We start from the raw sequence: 15,179 nt of genomic DNA on the forward strand, positions 1-15,179 counted from the left end.
GCGATTACTCTGAATCCTTTGTTGTAACGATAGGGGATGTGTCTGTTTCGTCGTCCGCATAAGGGTCCGGATGACCCAGTTCTGCAAGCAACGTTCGTTCCAGTGCTTCCATTTCTTCGGCTTCGTCATCATCTATATGGTCGTAACCAAGCAGATGCAAGCAGCCGTGAATGACCAGATGCGCCCAGTGGGCCTCCAGTTCCTTGCCTTGTTCCGCCGCTTCGCGCTCGACCACCGCTACGCAGATCACCAGATCGCCGAGCAAGGGAATATCGAGAAACTCATCGGGGACATCGGCGGGGAACGACAAAACATTGGTAGCGTAGTCTTTCTGCCGCCAGGTGAAGTTCAGTTCGCGGGCTTCTTCTTCGTCGACCAAGCGGATGGTCATTTCGGAGTCGGCAGTACGCTGGCGCAAGGCCAGTTCGCACCATTGGCGGAACTTGGCTTCGCTTGGGGCAGGCGCTTCGGTAGCCAGTTGCAGATCAAGCTCAAGCATCGCGTGGGGTGTCCTTTGGCGCGGCATCGGCAGCGCGATTTTCGAAGCGCTCGTACGCCTCGACAATGCGTTGCACCAGCGGATGGCGCACCACGTCCTTGGGCTGGAAGTGGGTGAAGCTGATACCTGGAACGTCCTTGAGCACTTCGATCACATGATGCAGCCCGGACTTGGTGCCGCGTGGCAGGTCGACCTGGGTGATGTCACCAGTGATGACCGCGGTGGAGCCAAAGCCGATCCGGGTCAGGAACATCTTCATCTGCTCGACGGTGGTATTCTGGCTTTCGTCCAGAATGATGAAGCTGTTGTTCAGCGTGCGACCGCGCATGTAGGCCAGCGGCGCGACTTCGATCACCTGGCGCTCGATCAGCTTGGCGACGTATTCGAAGCCGAGCATTTCGTAGAGTGCGTCGTAGAGCGGGCGCAGGTACGGGTCGATCTTTTGCGACAGGTCACCCGGCAGGAAGCCGAGCTTTTCGCCCGCTTCAACCGCCGGACGAACCAGCAGGATGCGGCGAATCTGCTCGCGTTCCAGCGCATCTACCGCACAGGCAACGGCCAGATAGGTCTTGCCGGTACCGGCCGGGCCGATGCCGAAATTGATGTCGTTACCGAGGATTTCCTTCACATAGCGCAGCTGATTCCTGCCGCGAGGGCGAATCGTGCCTTTCTTGGTGCGCAAGGCGACGGACGGTTCGGCGGGGGAGTGGTCGTCCAATTCCTCGACGGCCGATTCCTGCAGGAACAGGTGAACAATGTCCGGCGACAGCTCGGTACCCTTGGTTTCCCGGTACAGGCGGCGCAGGAGGTTTTCCGCAGAAGAAGTGTGCTTGGGCTCGCCGATCAGTTCGAACTGGTTTCCGCGGTTGCGGATCTCGATAGCGAGACGCTGTTCGATCAAGCGCAGATGCTCGTCGAATTGCCCGCACAGATTGGCGAAGCGGCGAGCTTCAAAAGGCTCGAGGATGAAGCGATGTGGTTCTATGGGTGCGTTCAAGGTCGTATTTAGCCGCCCTGGGGCAATTATGATGAAATCAAGGATAACGCCAGTCGCCTGGGTACGAAAGCTCTTAAATAAGATGCAGGTTTTGGCGAATCTGTGGCGAGGGGGCTTGCCCCCGTTCGGCTGCGAAGCAGTCGCAAAATACTCGGGACCGCTTCGCGATCCAACGGGGGCAAGCCCCCTCGCCACAAAAGCCTCGCTCCTACAACAGCGAGCCCCGCAGCGAGTGCGGTTGTGCGGCATCGATGTGCACATCGGCGAACTGGCCGATCAGGGTCGGATTGTCGCAGCGGAAGTTGACGATACGGTTATTCTCGGTCCGGCCTTGCAGTTCGCCGGGGTCCTTTTTCGAATAATCGGTGACCAGGATCCGCTGAATGGAGCCGACCATTTGTCGGCTGATCTCGAAACCTTGCTGGTTCAGGCGATGTTGCAGGGCGTTCAGGCGTTCCTTTTTCAGCTCTTCCGGCGTTTCGTCGGCCAGGTCGGCGGCCGGAGTGCCCGGGCGCTGGCTATAGACGAACGAATAGGAAAAGTCGAAACCGACGTCTTCAATCAGCTTCATGGTCTGTTCGAAGTCTTTTTCGGTCTCGCCCGGGAAGCCGACGATGAAGTCCGAGCTGATGCAGATGCCCGGCACGGCGGCCCGCAACTTGCGCAGTTTGGACTTGTACTCCAACGCGGTGTGATTACGCTTCATCGCCGCCAGGATCCGGTCCGATCCCGATTGCACCGGCAAGTGCAGGTGTTTCACCAGCTCCGGCACGTCGGCGTGGGCCTGGATCAGGCTGTCGGAGAACTCCAGCGGGTGCGAAGTGGTGTAGCGAATCCGGTCGATGCCATCGACAGCAGCCACCACGCGGATCAGCTCGGCGAGATCGGCCAGGCGTCCATCGTGAGTGGTGCCGCGATAGCCGTTGACGTTCTGCCCCAGCAAGGTCACTTCGCGCACGCCGTTTTCGGCCAGGTGGATGATCTCGGCAATCACATCGTCGAACGGCCGGCTGACTTCTTCACCGCGGGTATAAGGCACCACGCAGAAGGTGCAGTACTTGCTGCAGCCTTCCATTACCGATACATAAGCGCTCGGCCCGTCGATACGCGGCTCTGGCAAGTGGTCGAATTTTTCGATTTCCGGGAACGAAACGTCGACTTGCGGCAGCTTGGTAGCGCGCGCGGCGTCGATCATTTCCGGCAGACGATGCAGGGTCTGCGGGCCGAATACCACGTCGACGTACGGAGCGCGATCACGAATGGCCGCGCCTTCCTGGCTGGCCACGCAGCCGCCGACGGCGATGACCATTTCCGGATTAGCCAGTTTCAATTCGCGCCAGCGACCCAGTTGGGAATACACCCGGTCCTGGGCGCGTTCGCGGATCGAGCAGGTGTTGAGCAGGATCACGTCGGCGTCTTCAGCGCGAGCGGTGACTTCCAGGGCCTGGTGTTCACCCAGCAGATCGACCATGCGCGAGCTGTCGTACTCGTTCATCTGGCAACCGTGGGTTTCGATGTAAAGCTTCTTGGCCATGGATAGAGTCATCACGTGATTCAAAGAACCGCGCATTATAGGGAACATGCACCAAGGTTCCTACCGTTGCGCGTCCGGCGGCTATGCTATAGTTCGCGCCCTCATTTTTATCCCCGATGTGTTACCCGCCCACCATGACCAAACGTGAAGCTCCAATTTACAAGGTGATTTTCCTCAATCAGGGCCAGGTGTACGAAATGTACGCCAAGCAGATCTATCAAAGTGATCTGTGGGGCTTCCTGGAAGTGGAAGAGTTCGTCTTTGGCGAGCGCACACAAGTGGTCGTCGATCCAAGCGAAGAGAAACTCAAGGCTCAGTTCGAAGGCGTTGTGCGCAGTTTTGTGCCGATGCATTCGATTGTGCGCATCGACGAGGTCGAACGCCTCGGCACGCCGAAAATCAGCGAAGCCCGTGGCGCGGTCGGCAATGTCATGCCGTTCCCGATGCCGATGCCTGAGAAGTAAGCAGCCGGTTTTTTAAGGTGAGAATTGTTTTTTGTGGCGAGGGAGCTTGCTCCCGCTGGGGCGCGAAGCGGCCCTGAGGGCTGCAATCACGATAAGTCTGGCACACCGCACTCTTGGGTTTTACGACTGCTGCGCAGCCGAGCGGGAGCAAGCTCCCTCGCCACAAGGGGGCGTGTTCAATTCAGGGCAGTGGCGAAAACGGCGTACGCCCATCGGCGCTCTGCAATTCCATCAGGTATTTACGGAAAATCTGCCCCAGCACCTGGGTGGCAACTTCCAGATCTTCGCGGGGCATTTTCTCGGCGACTTCGTCGGCGGTGTCCAGCGCTTCTTCGGCTCCGTTGACTGCAGCCATTTTCAGCACGATATACGCCTGAATATTATTGGCCGGTACGCCTTCACCGTGGAAGAACATGGTGCCGAGTTTGAATTGCGCCTGGGCATGGCCTTGCAGCGAGGCCTTTTCGAAGTAGCTCAGGGCTTTATTGAGGTCGCGCGGCGCGTTTTTGCCCTCGTAGTAGAACTCACCCAACTCGTATTGCGCTTGCGCATCCCCTTCATCCGACGCTTTCTGGCAGGCGGCGAGCGCTTGCGTCAGGTCTTGCGGCTGAGTATTGAGGGTGCAGCGACCCATCGCCGGGATCAACAACGAGTTGCCGCCTGCTTGTGCGAGCGCGAGCAGGGGCTGAAGGAGCAACAGGCAGCCCAATGCAAGGGTGCGGCCGGTGCGGTTCATGGGAATCGACTTACCTCTGAGGGGCGCGCGGACCCGTCGAGGGATCCAATAAGCGCGCATTATGAAATAAGCAGGGCCAACCTTACAAAGTCTTTACTCGTTTTTCTGCTGCGCGGGGACTATATCACCCACTTTGCGAGGAATTATTAGCAGTGGCGTAGGAAAGAAGGCGGGATTGTAGGTGAAAGCTGACGCTGGCAATCGCCAACGTCAGCGTTGCAGCTTTATTTCAGCGCGGCGAATGCACGCTCGGCAGCGTCCAGGGTCAGTTTCAACTCGGCTTCGCCGTGGGCGATCGAGGTGAAACCGGCTTCGAAAGCGCTCGGCGCCAGGTATACGCCGCCTTCGAGCATCAGGTGGAAGAAGCGCCCGAACAGCTTCGCATCGCTGGCCATGACGTCATCGAAGGTCACGATGTCATCGGCGCCGCTGAAGTACAGACCGAACATGCCGCCGGCCTGAGTAGTCACGAACGGAATACCGGCCGCATCGGCGCGTTGTTGCAGGCCATCGAGCAAGCGGCTGGTGTAGTCGCTCAGTTCAGCGTGGAAACCTGGACGACTGATCAGGCGCAGCGTGGTCAGGCCAGCCGCCATCGCCAGCGGGTTACCCGACAAGGTGCCAGCCTGGTAGACCGGGCCCAGTGGCGCGATATGTTCCATGATCTTGCGTTTGCCACCGAAGCAGCCCACCGGCATGCCGCCACCGATGATCTTGCCGAAGGTGCTCAGGTCCGGCGTTACGCCATAGTGGGCCTGGGCACCGCCGAGGGCGACACGGAAACCGGTCATCACTTCGTCGAAAATCAGCACCACGCCGTGCTTGTCGCACAGGGTCCGCAGGCCTTCGAGGAAGCCTGGTGCCGGCGGTACGCAGTTCATGTTGCCGGCCACCGGTTCGACGATGATGCAGGCCACGTCCTGGCCGACTTCGGCGAGCATGGCTTCTACCGCGTCGATGTCGTTGAACGGCAGGGTCAGGGTGTGTTTGGCGAACGCCGCTGGCACGCCGGCCGAACTCGGCACGCCTTGGGTCAGGGCGCCGGAACCGGCCTTGACCAGCAGGCTGTCGGAGTGGCCGTGGTAGCAGCCTTCGAACTTGATGATGCTGTCACGACCGGTGAAGCCACGGGCCAGACGGATGGCGCTCATGGTCGCTTCGGTGCCGGAGCTGACCATGCGCACCATTTCCATCGACGGCACGATTGAGCAGACCAGATCGGCCATCTCGGTTTCCATCGCGGTCGGGGCGCCGTAGGAGAGGCCGTGCTCAAGTTGTTTGCGCACCGCGTCCAGCACGTCCGGGTGGCTATGGCCGAGAATCATCGGGCCCCAGGAACCGACGTAATCCACATAACGCTTGTCGTCTTCGTCGGTGACGTAGGCACCTTCAGCGTGTTTGAAGAACAGCGGCGTGCCGCCCACGCTCCTGAACGCGCGAACCGGCGAGTTCACGCCTCCGGGAATGTGTTTCTGGGCATTGGCAAACAGGGTTTCGGAACGAGACATGATCGGGCTCTCAAAAATCAGGATTTGAACAATTCGTTAAAGGCGCGGGCGCGACGCGTCACTTCAGCCGTGCTCTCGGCGCCGAACAGGCCATGCACCACCGCCAGCAGATCGACCCCGTGGGCCACCAGCGGCGCAGCGTTGTCCAGCGTGATGCCGCCGATCGCGCAGATCGGCAGGTGCAGTTTGCTGCGCGCCTGATCAAGCAGTTCAAGGCTGCAGGCCGGTGCGCCGGGTTTGGTATTGGAATTGAAGAAGCGGCCGAAGGCGACGTAACTGGCGCCTTCCTTGGCGGCTTGTTCTGCGAGTTCGAGTTGCGCGTGGCAGGTCGAACCGATGATTGCCTGGCGCCCCAACAGGGCCCGAACCGGCATCAGCGGGCCATCGGTCTGGCCCAGGTGCACGCCGACATTCAGGCGCGCGGCCAGTTCGGCGTCGTCGTTGATGATCAGCTGGGTTTTATAGAGTTCACACAAGTTGCGCAGGGCTTCGGCCTCGCGCAGACGGCGGGCTTCGTCACTGCTTTTGTCACGGTATTGCAGCAAGGTGACACCGCCGTCCAACGCTGCTTTTACATACGGTAGAAATTTACCGGCCAGCAACTGGCTGTCGGTAATGGCATACAGGCCACGTAGTTTCATCGGACTAGCCTCTGCGCATTACGCATCGAAAGTTACGAACAGAAATCCAGCGGCAAGCGACGCGGCACGAACTGACCTTTGCCCAGCTGCTCCGCATCACGCAAGGTGCGCCAAGTGTAGTCAAGCGCGCTCTGTACGGCACTGGCGAGGTGTTCACCCTGGGCCAGGCGACCGGCGAGGGCGCTGGCCAGCGTGCAACCGGAACCATGATAGCTGCCGGGCAGGCGCTGGCAGGTAAAGGTTTCGCGGCGACCGTCGCGGCTGTACAGGCGATTATGGATTTCGTGTTCGTCGCCATGGCCGCCGGTGATCAGCAGGTGTTTGACGAATGGCAGGAGTTTTTCAGCGCACTCGTCTGCGGTGCCTTCGGGCAGTTCGGCGAGAATGCGGGCTTCGGGAAGGTTAGGGGTGGCGATGATCGACAGTGGCAACAGGCGTTCGCGCATTGCATAGCCGACTTCGTCCTTGCCCAGTCGTCCGCCACCGCCGGCGCGCAACACCGGGTCGCAGACCACCGGCAAATGCGGGTGCGCTGAAAGCAGTTCGACCACGGTGTCGACCATTTCCAGGGAACCGAGCATGCCCAGTTTGACCGCGGCGACTTCGGAGTCGTTGAGCACGGCATTGGCCTGGGCCAGCACCCACTCGCGATCGAGGACGCGGAAGTCAGTGACGTTGACAGTGTCTTGCACAGTCAGGGCGGTGACGGCCGGAGCCGCATGGCAACCCTGAGCGAGCAGGGCTTCGATATCTGCCTGCAAGCCGGCGCCACCACTTGGGTCGTGGCCGGAGAGACAGAGGACAACGGGGCGAGAGCTGTAGATATTCATGGTGCGCGAGCTTACCACCAAACATGTTTTTCGGGTGTTGCGACGTCCAGTCCGGTCGATACATTGTGGCGAGGGAGCTTGCTCCCGTTGGGGTGCGAAGCAGTCGTAAACCTGCCGATGCGATGTTCCAGGCAGACGGCAAAGGGGGGCGCTTCGCACCCCAACGGGGGCAAGCCCCCTCGCCACAGGGTTCATCACCCGCCGGGACATTGTCACGGTCTGACCAAGCCAACAGCTCTAACTCAATGTATAGAGCTGGAACGCTTGTTCTAGAGCCTTTTCAGGAAAAATTTCAATGGTGTTCAATGGCCACCAACGGCTATGCTAGAGTGGATCCAAACCAATAACAGGTAATACCGGTTTTACGTCTACTCAAAAGGAATGGGGGGCTTCCTGACAGAACCGGACAGGCCACGCTGGGGCTTAAATGCGCTATTTGCTGATGTTGCTGTTGTGCTTGCCCCTCCTGGCGAGCGCCGTCGAATTCGACGAGTTCACCCAAAGCCTTCCCCTGGGCCGAACGATGCAGGTTTATGAAGACGCGGGCGGTCAAGCGACCATCGCCGATGTCCGTGCGCAAGCCGCAGCCGGACTCTTCAAACCCCACGATAAAGCTACCCTGAACGCTGGTTATTCGCGTTCGGCGTTCTGGCTGAAAATCGATCTGCAGTACAGTCCGACCACCCCGGCGGCGCAACAGACCTGGTTGCTGGAACTGGCCTATCCGCCCCTCGATCACCTAGATCTCTATCTGCCCGATGCAGGCGGTGACTATCAATTGGTCCGCCAGACGGGCGATGCGTTGCCGTTCGCCACTCGCCAGATCCGCCAGAACAACTATCTGTTTGATCTTAGCTTTGCGCCCGGGCAAGCACAAACCGTGTACCTGCGTCTGCAAAGCGAAGGGTCGATTCAGGCGCCCGTCACTTTATGGTCGAACACCGCTTACCTTGAAGAGCAGCCGGTCCGGCTCTATGTGCTGGGGCTGATTTACGGCGTGTTGTTGGGGATGCTGGTCTACAACCTGTTCATCTTCCTCAGTGTGCGCGACACCAGCTACCTCTATTACATTGTCTATATCGCCTCGTTCGGCTTGTATCAGCTGTCGGTGAATGGTGCAGCCGTGGAGTATTTCTGGCCGGACAATCCCTGGTGGGCCAATGCCGCGACGCCGTTCTTCATCGGCTGTTCAGGATTGTTCGGCAGCCAGTTCGCCCGCAGCTTCTTGCAGACGGCCACCCATAGTCGCTGGCTCGACCGTTTGCTGCTGGCGTTGATTGCGTTCAGTGCGCTAGTGGTCGGGTTGTCATTGATGACCAGTTACGCCTTGGCCCTGCGTTTGGCGACGTTGCTGGCGTTGGTCTTTACCGTGGTGATTTTCGCCGCCGGTATTTTCGCCTGGTGGCGCGGCCTGCGGGTGGCGCGGTATTTCATCATTGCCTGGTCAGCGTTTCTGCTCGGCGGTGTCGTCAACACGATGATGGTGCTGGGTTACTTGCCCAACGTGTTCCTGACTATGTATGCCAGCCAGATCGGTTCGGCGATCGAAGTGGCGCTGCTGTCCCTGGCCCTGGCCGATCGCATCAACGCCATGCGCGAGCAACAGGCACAGACGTTGTTCGATGCCGGGCAAAAACTCGAAGTGCTGAACCAGCAACTGGCTCACAGCAACAAGCTCAAGGACGAATTCCTCGCCACCTTGACCCACGAACTGCGCACGCCGATGAACGGTGTGATCGGTTCGCTGGAGCTGATGCAGACCGTCGAGATGAACCCGGAGCTGGAGCAATATCAGCAAACGGCCGCCGGTTCGGCGCGGGACATGATGCGCATGGTCAACGGCATCCTCACCCTGACCGAATTGCAGGCCGGCAAGCTCAAGGTCTATCCGGACACATTCAGTTTGCGCAGTGTGGTCGAGGCCTTGCGTCTGCAGTTCGATGGCAATGCGTCGAGCAAGTCGCTGGACTTCAAGGTCGAGGTAGCGCCCGGACTGCCGGATCGCTTGTATGGCGATAGCGACAAGTTGGCACAATGCCTGGAGTGCCTGCTGGACAACGCCATCAAATTCACCCGGGTCGGCGGGCTGGCGCTGCGGGTGACGGGCAAGCCCGTGGGGCCCGGTCAGCTGGCGCTGTCCTTTGCGGTGATTGACACCGGCATTGGCTTTACCGATTTGGACGAAGCAACGCTGTACCAGCGCTTCTTCCAGCTCGACGGCTCGATGACCCGTGAATACGGTGGCCTGGGCGTTGGCCTGGCGATCTGTCGGCAACTGATCGAATTGCTCGGCGGGCGTCTGAGCCATCGCTCGGAGCCGGCCCGCGGCAGCCGTTTCCAGTTGGACGTCGAGTTCGAGTTGCCTGTGGTAGAACCCGCACCTTCGATTTCCCGGCCAACCGCCCGCCTGCGCTTGCCGCAGGACTGCACGGTGTTGCTGGTCGATGACAACAGCATCAATCAACTGGTGATGCGCGGCATGTTGCTCAAGCTTGGGTTCCGGGTGCGCACCGCCGACAGCGGGATTGCCGCGCTCGAACACTTGCAGCATGAAGCCATTGACGCGGTGCTGCTCGATTGTCAGTTGCCGCCACTGGATGGCGCCTCGATCTGCGGTCGGATCCGCGCCTTGCCGGGTTGTGCCGAATTACCCATGTTCATGATTGCCCAGAGTGCGTATCGGGCCTATTGCCCAAGCGACACCTTGGTCGACTACCTGAGCAAACCGGTGAAATTCGAAGATTTGCAGGCGGCGCTCTATCGGCGGGTGCTCTGTCCGGGGCAAGGCGAAAGCGCCGACAGTTAGGCAGATATGCCACTTTGTTCAACCTCGGGGCGGTGCTTAACTGAAAGTCCCTTGGCTGACCAAAGGAGCCCCGTCATGAACCTGCATCAGTTCGCCGAAACCCACGAAGTCACCAATCAGCCGCCGTCGCTGGACGGCGCCAACCTCTATCGCATCGACCTGCCTTTGCAGGAGTGGTCGCGGCGTTTCGATGCCGGTTGGGCCGAGTCGCGGATCGATGCGTACGGCGCCTTGGCTGGCGGACCGCTGATGGAAGCGGGGTTTGCGGCCAATCAGAACAAACCGGTGTTCGTCAGCCACGACCGTTACGGCCATCGCATTGATCTGGTGGAATTTCATCCCGCCTACCACGAGTTAATGCGCACGGCGGTGGAGCATGGCCTGACCGGTTTGCCCTGGACCGACCCGCAACCGGGCGCCCACGTTGCCCGCGCCTCCATGACGTATTTGCACAGTCAGGCTGAAGCCGGCAGCGGTTGCCCGTTGACCATGACCTTCGCCAGCGTCCCGGCGATGCGCCTGCAACCTGATCTGGCCAAACAATGGCTGCCGAAAATCCTCGCCACCGAATACGACCCGCGTAACGTTGGCATGGCCCACAAGGCTGGTGTCACCATCGGCATGGCCATGACCGAGAAACAGGGTGGCACCGATGTGCGGGCTAACACCACCAAGGCGTATCCGGTGGGTGCCAGTGGGCCGGGTCAGGCCTATGAACTGGTGGGGCACAAATGGTTCTGTTCGGCGCCGATGTGCGACGCCTTCCTGACCCTGGCCCAGACTGACAAGGGTTTGACCTGTTTCCTGCTGCCGCGTCATCGCCCGGACGACACACGCAATCAGTTCTATATACAGCGGCTGAAGAACAAACTCGGCAACTGGTCCAATGCCTCCAGCGAGGTGGAGTTCCGTGGCGCCCTGGCCTGGATGGTTGGCGAAGAGGGACGGGGCGTTCCGACCATCATCGAAATGGTCGCCATGACCCGCTTCGATTGCATGGTCGGTTCAAGCGCCTTGATGCGCCAGGCCCTGACCCAGGCCAGCCATCACTGCGCCCACCGCAAGGTCGGTGGCAAGTTGCTCAGCGAACAGCCCTTAATGCAAAACGTGCTGGCCGACCTGGCACTGGAAAGCGAAGCAGCGTTGGCCTTGAGTTTGCGCATGGGCCGGGCGCTGGATCATCTGGATGATGACCACGAAGCGAAATTCGCCCGACTGGTGACGGCGGTGGGCAAGTACTGGATCTGCAAGCGCGCGCCGGCGATGATCAACGAAGCAGCCGAATGCATGGGCGGCGCCGGTTATGTCGAAGAAAGCATCCTGCCGCGACTGTACCGTGAGGCACCGGTCAACTCGACGTGGGAAGGTTCCGGCAACGTGCAATGCCTTGATGTATTGCGCGCGTTGTCGAAAGAGCCGGGTGTACTCGATGTGCTGTTCAGCGAACTGGGCGATGGTCATGGCGACAAGCGTCTGGCCGCGCATATCCAGCAATTGCAGGCGGCATTCAAGGACACCGACGACACTCAGTACCGTGCTCGCCAGCTCACCGAAGACATTGCCTTGGGGCTTCAGGCCAAGCTATTGCTGGAGGCGGGTAACGCGGCGGTCAGTGATGCCTTCATCGCCAGCCGCCTCGGTTCGGCCGGTCGAGTGTATGGAACGTTGCCGCGGGGGCTGGATGTGGACGCGATTGTGACTCGGTCGACACCGCAAGGTTTCTGACCACAATTGAATAAACACCACAAAACCTGTGGGAGCGGGCTGTCTGCGCATCACATCTTGGTGTACAGCCAACACGCCACTGTTCCCGTGAAGCGATGATGCAGGCAAGATGAAGGTCTGCAAGTCAGAACACAGGAAGCTGATCGTGACCGAAGCGTTTATTGTCGTTCAAACCGCCGAGCAAGCCGTGGACCGGCTTGCTGTCTTGCACGAGCGTGCAACCACTGCGCTGAATCAGGCGCTCAAGCGTTATCTCAAGGATCGTGTCGAGCCGGACGCTGAACAGCGTGCCCTGTTTCGTTATCCCGAGTTGCGCCTGACCTACCTTTGCCAGGGCGAAGTCCCACAGACCACTCGCGCCTATGCCAAGGTTCAATTGCCGGGGACCTACAGTGTTACCGTCACTCATCCGGCAGCCTTCCGCAAATACCTGCTGGAACAACTCGTCCCGTTGATGCACGACTTCACCGTGACGGTGGAAGTCGGCGTCAGTCAGCAGAACATTCCTTATCCATACGTGGTCGAGCAGGGCGATGAACTGGCCGGCTCCGGCGTCACGGCGGCGGTGCTGGCGCGGGTGTTCCCGAGCACGGATTTGTCGGCCGCCACCGATGGTATTGCCGATGGCTTGTACGATTGGGAAAACACCGACCCGCTGCCATTGGCCCTGTTCGATGCCGCGCGAGTGGACTTCTCCCTGCGTCGACTGGTGCATTACACCGGCAGCGACTGGCGCCATGTGCAGCCGTGGATTCTGCTGACCAACTACCACCGCTACGTCGACCAGTTCATCGTTCACGGCCTGGAGCAACTGCGCAACGATCCGCGTTTTGTGCGCATGGTGTTGCCGGGCAATGTGATCATCGAAAAGAGCATGGACCACGGCGAAGCGTCGGCGATTGCCGCCGGCGTGGTCTGGCATCGTTACCAGATGCCGGCCTATCACCTGATCGCCAGCGACGGCCATGGCGTAACCCTGGTGAACATCGGTGTCGGCCCGTCCAACGCCAAGAACATCACCGACCACCTGGCGGTGCTGCGTCCGCATTGCTGGCTGATGATCGGCCACTGCGGCGGCTTGCGTCAGTCGCAGACCATCGGCGACTACGTGCTGGCCCACGCTTACATGCGCCGCGACGGGATTCTCGACCGGGTTGTGCCGCCGAACATTCCGATTCCGGCCTTGGCCGAAGTGCAGATGGCGTTGCAGCAAGCGGCGGCCAACATTACCGGTGAAAAGGGCGACGAGCTGAAGAAGCGCCTGCGTACCGGCACCGTGCTGACCTATGACGACCGTAACTGGGAACTGCGCTGGGCGCAGGAGCGTCCGCTGATCAACCTGTCCCGCGCCGTGGCGGTGGACATGGAAAGCGGCACCATCGCCGCGCAAGGTTATCGTTTGCGGGTGCCGTATGGCACGTTGCTCTGTGTGTCGGATAAACCGCTGCACAGCGAAATAAAATTGCCGGGGTCGGCCAACGCTTTCTATGAGCGCGCGGTCAGCCAGCACTTGAAGATCGGTATCGAAGCGGTGGATCTGTTGCGCACCGAGCTCAACTCGCTGCACTCGCGCAAACTGCGCAGCTTCGACGAGCCGCCGTTCCGCTGATTTGCGATGGTCATTTAACGGTCAGGCTACTAGCATTAGCAGCCCTGACCGTTAGATGTTCCTTTCCTCATGTCTCGTCCACAACGTCCCGTCTCTCGCCGCCCTGGCGCGAACAACCCGCAATCAGCCCCGCGCCGTGTCGCCAAAGCGCCGCCGGCCGAGCCGAAGCTGATTCTGTTCAACAAGCCTTTCGATGTGCTGACGCAATTCAGCGACGGTGAAGGGCGGGCGACGCTCAAGGATTTCATCGAGATTCCGGGGATTTACCCGGCAGGGCGGCTGGACCGCGACAGCGAAGGCTTGCTGCTGCTGACCAATGACGGCCAGCTTCAGGCGCGGATCGCAGACCCGAAACATAAATTGGCCAAGACCTATTGGGTGCAAGTGGAAGGCGAGCCAAGCGCTGAGCAGTTGCAGCGTTTGCGCGATGGCGTCGAGCTGAACGACGGCATGACCTTGCCAGCCGAAGCGCGGCAGCTTGAAGAACCTGAGCTGTGGCCACGCAACCCGCCAGTGCGCTTTCGCAAAAGCGTGCCGACCAGTTGGCTGGAACTGGTGATTCGCGAAGGCCGCAACCGCCAGGTACGGCGCATGACCGCGGCGGTCGGCTTGCCGACGTTGCGCCTGGTACGGGTCAGAATCGGCGACTGGTCGATCGAAGGGCTCGATCAGGGCCAGTGGAAGGAAGTGCCGGCGCGTTTATAGAGTGCCGGATTCGATCAGGCCGATCACCACGCTTTTGATCACGAATGCAGCCACGCCCAGCCCCAGTACAAAGAACAGAATGAACGAGCCGAAGCGCCCGGCCTTGGATTTTTTTGCCAGATCCCAGACGATGAAACCCATGAAAATGATCAGGATGCTGACCAGGCCAGTCATCATCCACTCTTCGAAAACTGCAGGATCCATCGAACATCTCCAGCGCGGGTGGGGCTAAAAAGGCGGGGGGAGTATACGCCAAGGGGCATTGGCGGGGTATTGACCTGCGTCGGATTGTGGCGAGGGAGCTTGCTCCCGCTGGGGCGCGAAGCGGCCCAAAAATCAGCGACCGGGTTTAATCTGGCACCCCGCGTTCACTGGTTTACGACTGCTTCGCAGCCGAGCGGGAGCAAGCTCCCTCGCCACAAAGGCATTCTCAGCTGCGCAAATGAGTCAGCGGCAACTCGGTACTGTTCAGCACCTGGTTCAACACAAAACTCGACCGCACACTCGTCACCCCTTCAATCCGGGTCAGGTGCCCCAGCAGCAGTTTCTGATAAGTGATCCATGTCAGGCACCACTACTTTGAGCTGATAATCTGCATCCATCCCCGTCACCAGGCTGCATTCCAGCACTTGTGGCAAGGTGCGAATGGCGGCTTCGAAGTTCTCGAACCGCTCGGGGGTATGGCGGTCCATGCCGATCAGCACGTAGGCTGTCAGGCTCAGACCGAGCATCTTGCGGTCCAGCAGGGCGACCTGGCGCGAGATGTAGCCGTCGTCTTCCAGTTGCTTGACCCGGCGCGAGCAAGGCGAAGGCGACAGGCCGATGCGTTCGGCCAGCTCCTGATTGGAGATGCGCGCATCGCGCTGTAATTCCGCCAAAATGCTCAAGTCGTATCGGTCGAGTTTGCTCATCAATCAGGCCTTTGTCATAACTATTGCGGCAGATTATCTATCCTGAGTTAAAAATTGCGCAAGTGATGTTTATTTGAGCAATCTTCGCAATCCTCTGCCGGCGCTCCGGGCCTATTCTTATCACCAGAATCACTGCTCGGACAAACAGTCCAGTGCGGCTCGCCCAATCAGGCCAGCTGCGGTCGCCACCCCCACCGGGGATGTGTCGGCCCCC

General features: G+C 59.9%; 13 protein-coding genes and 1 pseudogene. 5 read left to right on the forward strand and 9 right to left on the reverse strand.

Annotated features, from left to right (window positions below; all coding sequences use genetic code 11):
- Positions 1-4: 4 nt before the first annotated feature.
- From ybeY to miaB, 3 genes are all read right to left on the reverse strand, one after another.
- Positions 5-499 (reverse strand): rRNA maturation RNase YbeY, encoded by a 495-nt coding sequence (gene ybeY / locus ACZ9BB_RS27705; RefSeq protein WP_476217895.1) that lies wholly within the window; start codon positions 497-499, stop codon positions 5-7.
- Positions 492-1,496, reverse strand: a complete 1,005-nt coding sequence (locus ACZ9BB_RS27710; RefSeq protein WP_476217897.1) for a PhoH family protein — start codon at positions 1,494-1,496, stop codon at positions 492-494. Before ACZ9BB_RS27710 ends, ybeY begins: the two co-directional genes overlap by 8 nt.
- 208 nt (positions 1,497-1,704) lie before the next feature.
- A complete protein-coding gene (gene miaB, locus ACZ9BB_RS27715) occupies positions 1,705-3,030 on the reverse strand; it encodes a tRNA (N6-isopentenyl adenosine(37)-C2)-methylthiotransferase MiaB (RefSeq protein WP_033035603.1) in 1,326 nt (441 codons plus the stop codon).
- 134 nt (positions 3,031-3,164) lie between these two features.
- Between miaB and ACZ9BB_RS27720 the strand changes: the two genes are divergently transcribed.
- The gene (locus ACZ9BB_RS27720; RefSeq protein WP_007894425.1) at positions 3,165-3,494 is read left to right on the forward strand and encodes a DUF1820 family protein; all 330 of its coding nucleotides are present in this window, start codon (positions 3,165-3,167) and stop codon (positions 3,492-3,494) included.
- 181 nt (positions 3,495-3,675) lie between these two features.
- Here the strand turns inward: ACZ9BB_RS27720 and ACZ9BB_RS27725 are convergent, their stop codons facing one another.
- From ACZ9BB_RS27725 to ACZ9BB_RS27740, 4 genes are all read right to left on the reverse strand, one after another.
- Entirely contained in the window at positions 3,676-4,230 is a 555-nt protein-coding gene (locus ACZ9BB_RS27725) for a tetratricopeptide repeat protein (protein WP_205886558.1), read from the reverse strand.
- 224 nt (positions 4,231-4,454) lie between these two features.
- Complete coding sequence (gene hemL / locus ACZ9BB_RS27730) at positions 4,455-5,738, reverse strand: glutamate-1-semialdehyde 2,1-aminomutase (RefSeq protein WP_476217901.1); 1,284 nt, start codon at positions 5,736-5,738, stop codon at positions 4,455-4,457.
- A gap of 17 nt (positions 5,739-5,755) precedes the next feature.
- Entirely contained in the window at positions 5,756-6,379 is a 624-nt protein-coding gene (gene thiE / locus ACZ9BB_RS27735; protein ID WP_476217903.1) for a thiamine phosphate synthase, read from the reverse strand.
- Positions 6,380-6,411: 32 nt separating this feature from the next.
- A complete protein-coding gene (locus ACZ9BB_RS27740) occupies positions 6,412-7,209 on the reverse strand; it encodes a hydroxymethylpyrimidine/phosphomethylpyrimidine kinase (protein ID WP_019581334.1) in 798 nt (265 codons plus the stop codon).
- Between the two features lie 427 nt (positions 7,210-7,636).
- Here ACZ9BB_RS27740 and ACZ9BB_RS27745 point away from each other — a divergent pair, with 427 nt between their 5' ends.
- From ACZ9BB_RS27745 to ACZ9BB_RS27760, 4 genes are all read left to right on the forward strand, one after another.
- The gene (locus tag ACZ9BB_RS27745; RefSeq protein ID WP_476217906.1) at positions 7,637-10,015 is read left to right on the forward strand and encodes a hybrid sensor histidine kinase/response regulator; all 2,379 of its coding nucleotides are present in this window, start codon (positions 7,637-7,639) and stop codon (positions 10,013-10,015) included.
- 75 nt (positions 10,016-10,090) lie between these two features.
- Positions 10,091-11,740, forward strand: coding sequence for an acyl-CoA dehydrogenase family protein (locus ACZ9BB_RS27750; RefSeq protein ID WP_476217908.1), 1,650 nt, complete (start codon positions 10,091-10,093; stop codon positions 11,738-11,740).
- 109 nt (positions 11,741-11,849) lie between these two features.
- The gene (amn, locus tag ACZ9BB_RS27755; protein ID WP_476217910.1) at positions 11,850-13,349 is read left to right on the forward strand and encodes an AMP nucleosidase; all 1,500 of its coding nucleotides are present in this window, start codon (positions 11,850-11,852) and stop codon (positions 13,347-13,349) included.
- Between the two features lie 69 nt (positions 13,350-13,418).
- Positions 13,419-14,054: a pseudouridine synthase gene (locus ACZ9BB_RS27760; protein WP_476217912.1), complete on the forward strand. Its 636-nt coding sequence runs from the start codon at positions 13,419-13,421 to the stop codon at positions 14,052-14,054.
- Here ACZ9BB_RS27760 and ACZ9BB_RS27765 read toward each other — a convergent pair.
- Positions 14,049-14,258, reverse strand: coding sequence for a DUF2788 domain-containing protein (locus tag ACZ9BB_RS27765; RefSeq protein WP_007937369.1), 210 nt, complete (start codon positions 14,256-14,258; stop codon positions 14,049-14,051). The two genes, ACZ9BB_RS27760 and ACZ9BB_RS27765, sit on opposite strands and share 6 nt — an antisense overlap.
- A gap of 226 nt (positions 14,259-14,484) precedes the next feature.
- A pseudogene (locus ACZ9BB_RS27770) lies at positions 14,485-14,965 on the reverse strand (Lrp/AsnC family transcriptional regulator).
- Between the last annotated feature and the right edge of the window lie 214 nt (positions 14,966-15,179).

Source organism: Pseudomonas sp. TE3552, from assembly GCF_056278945.1.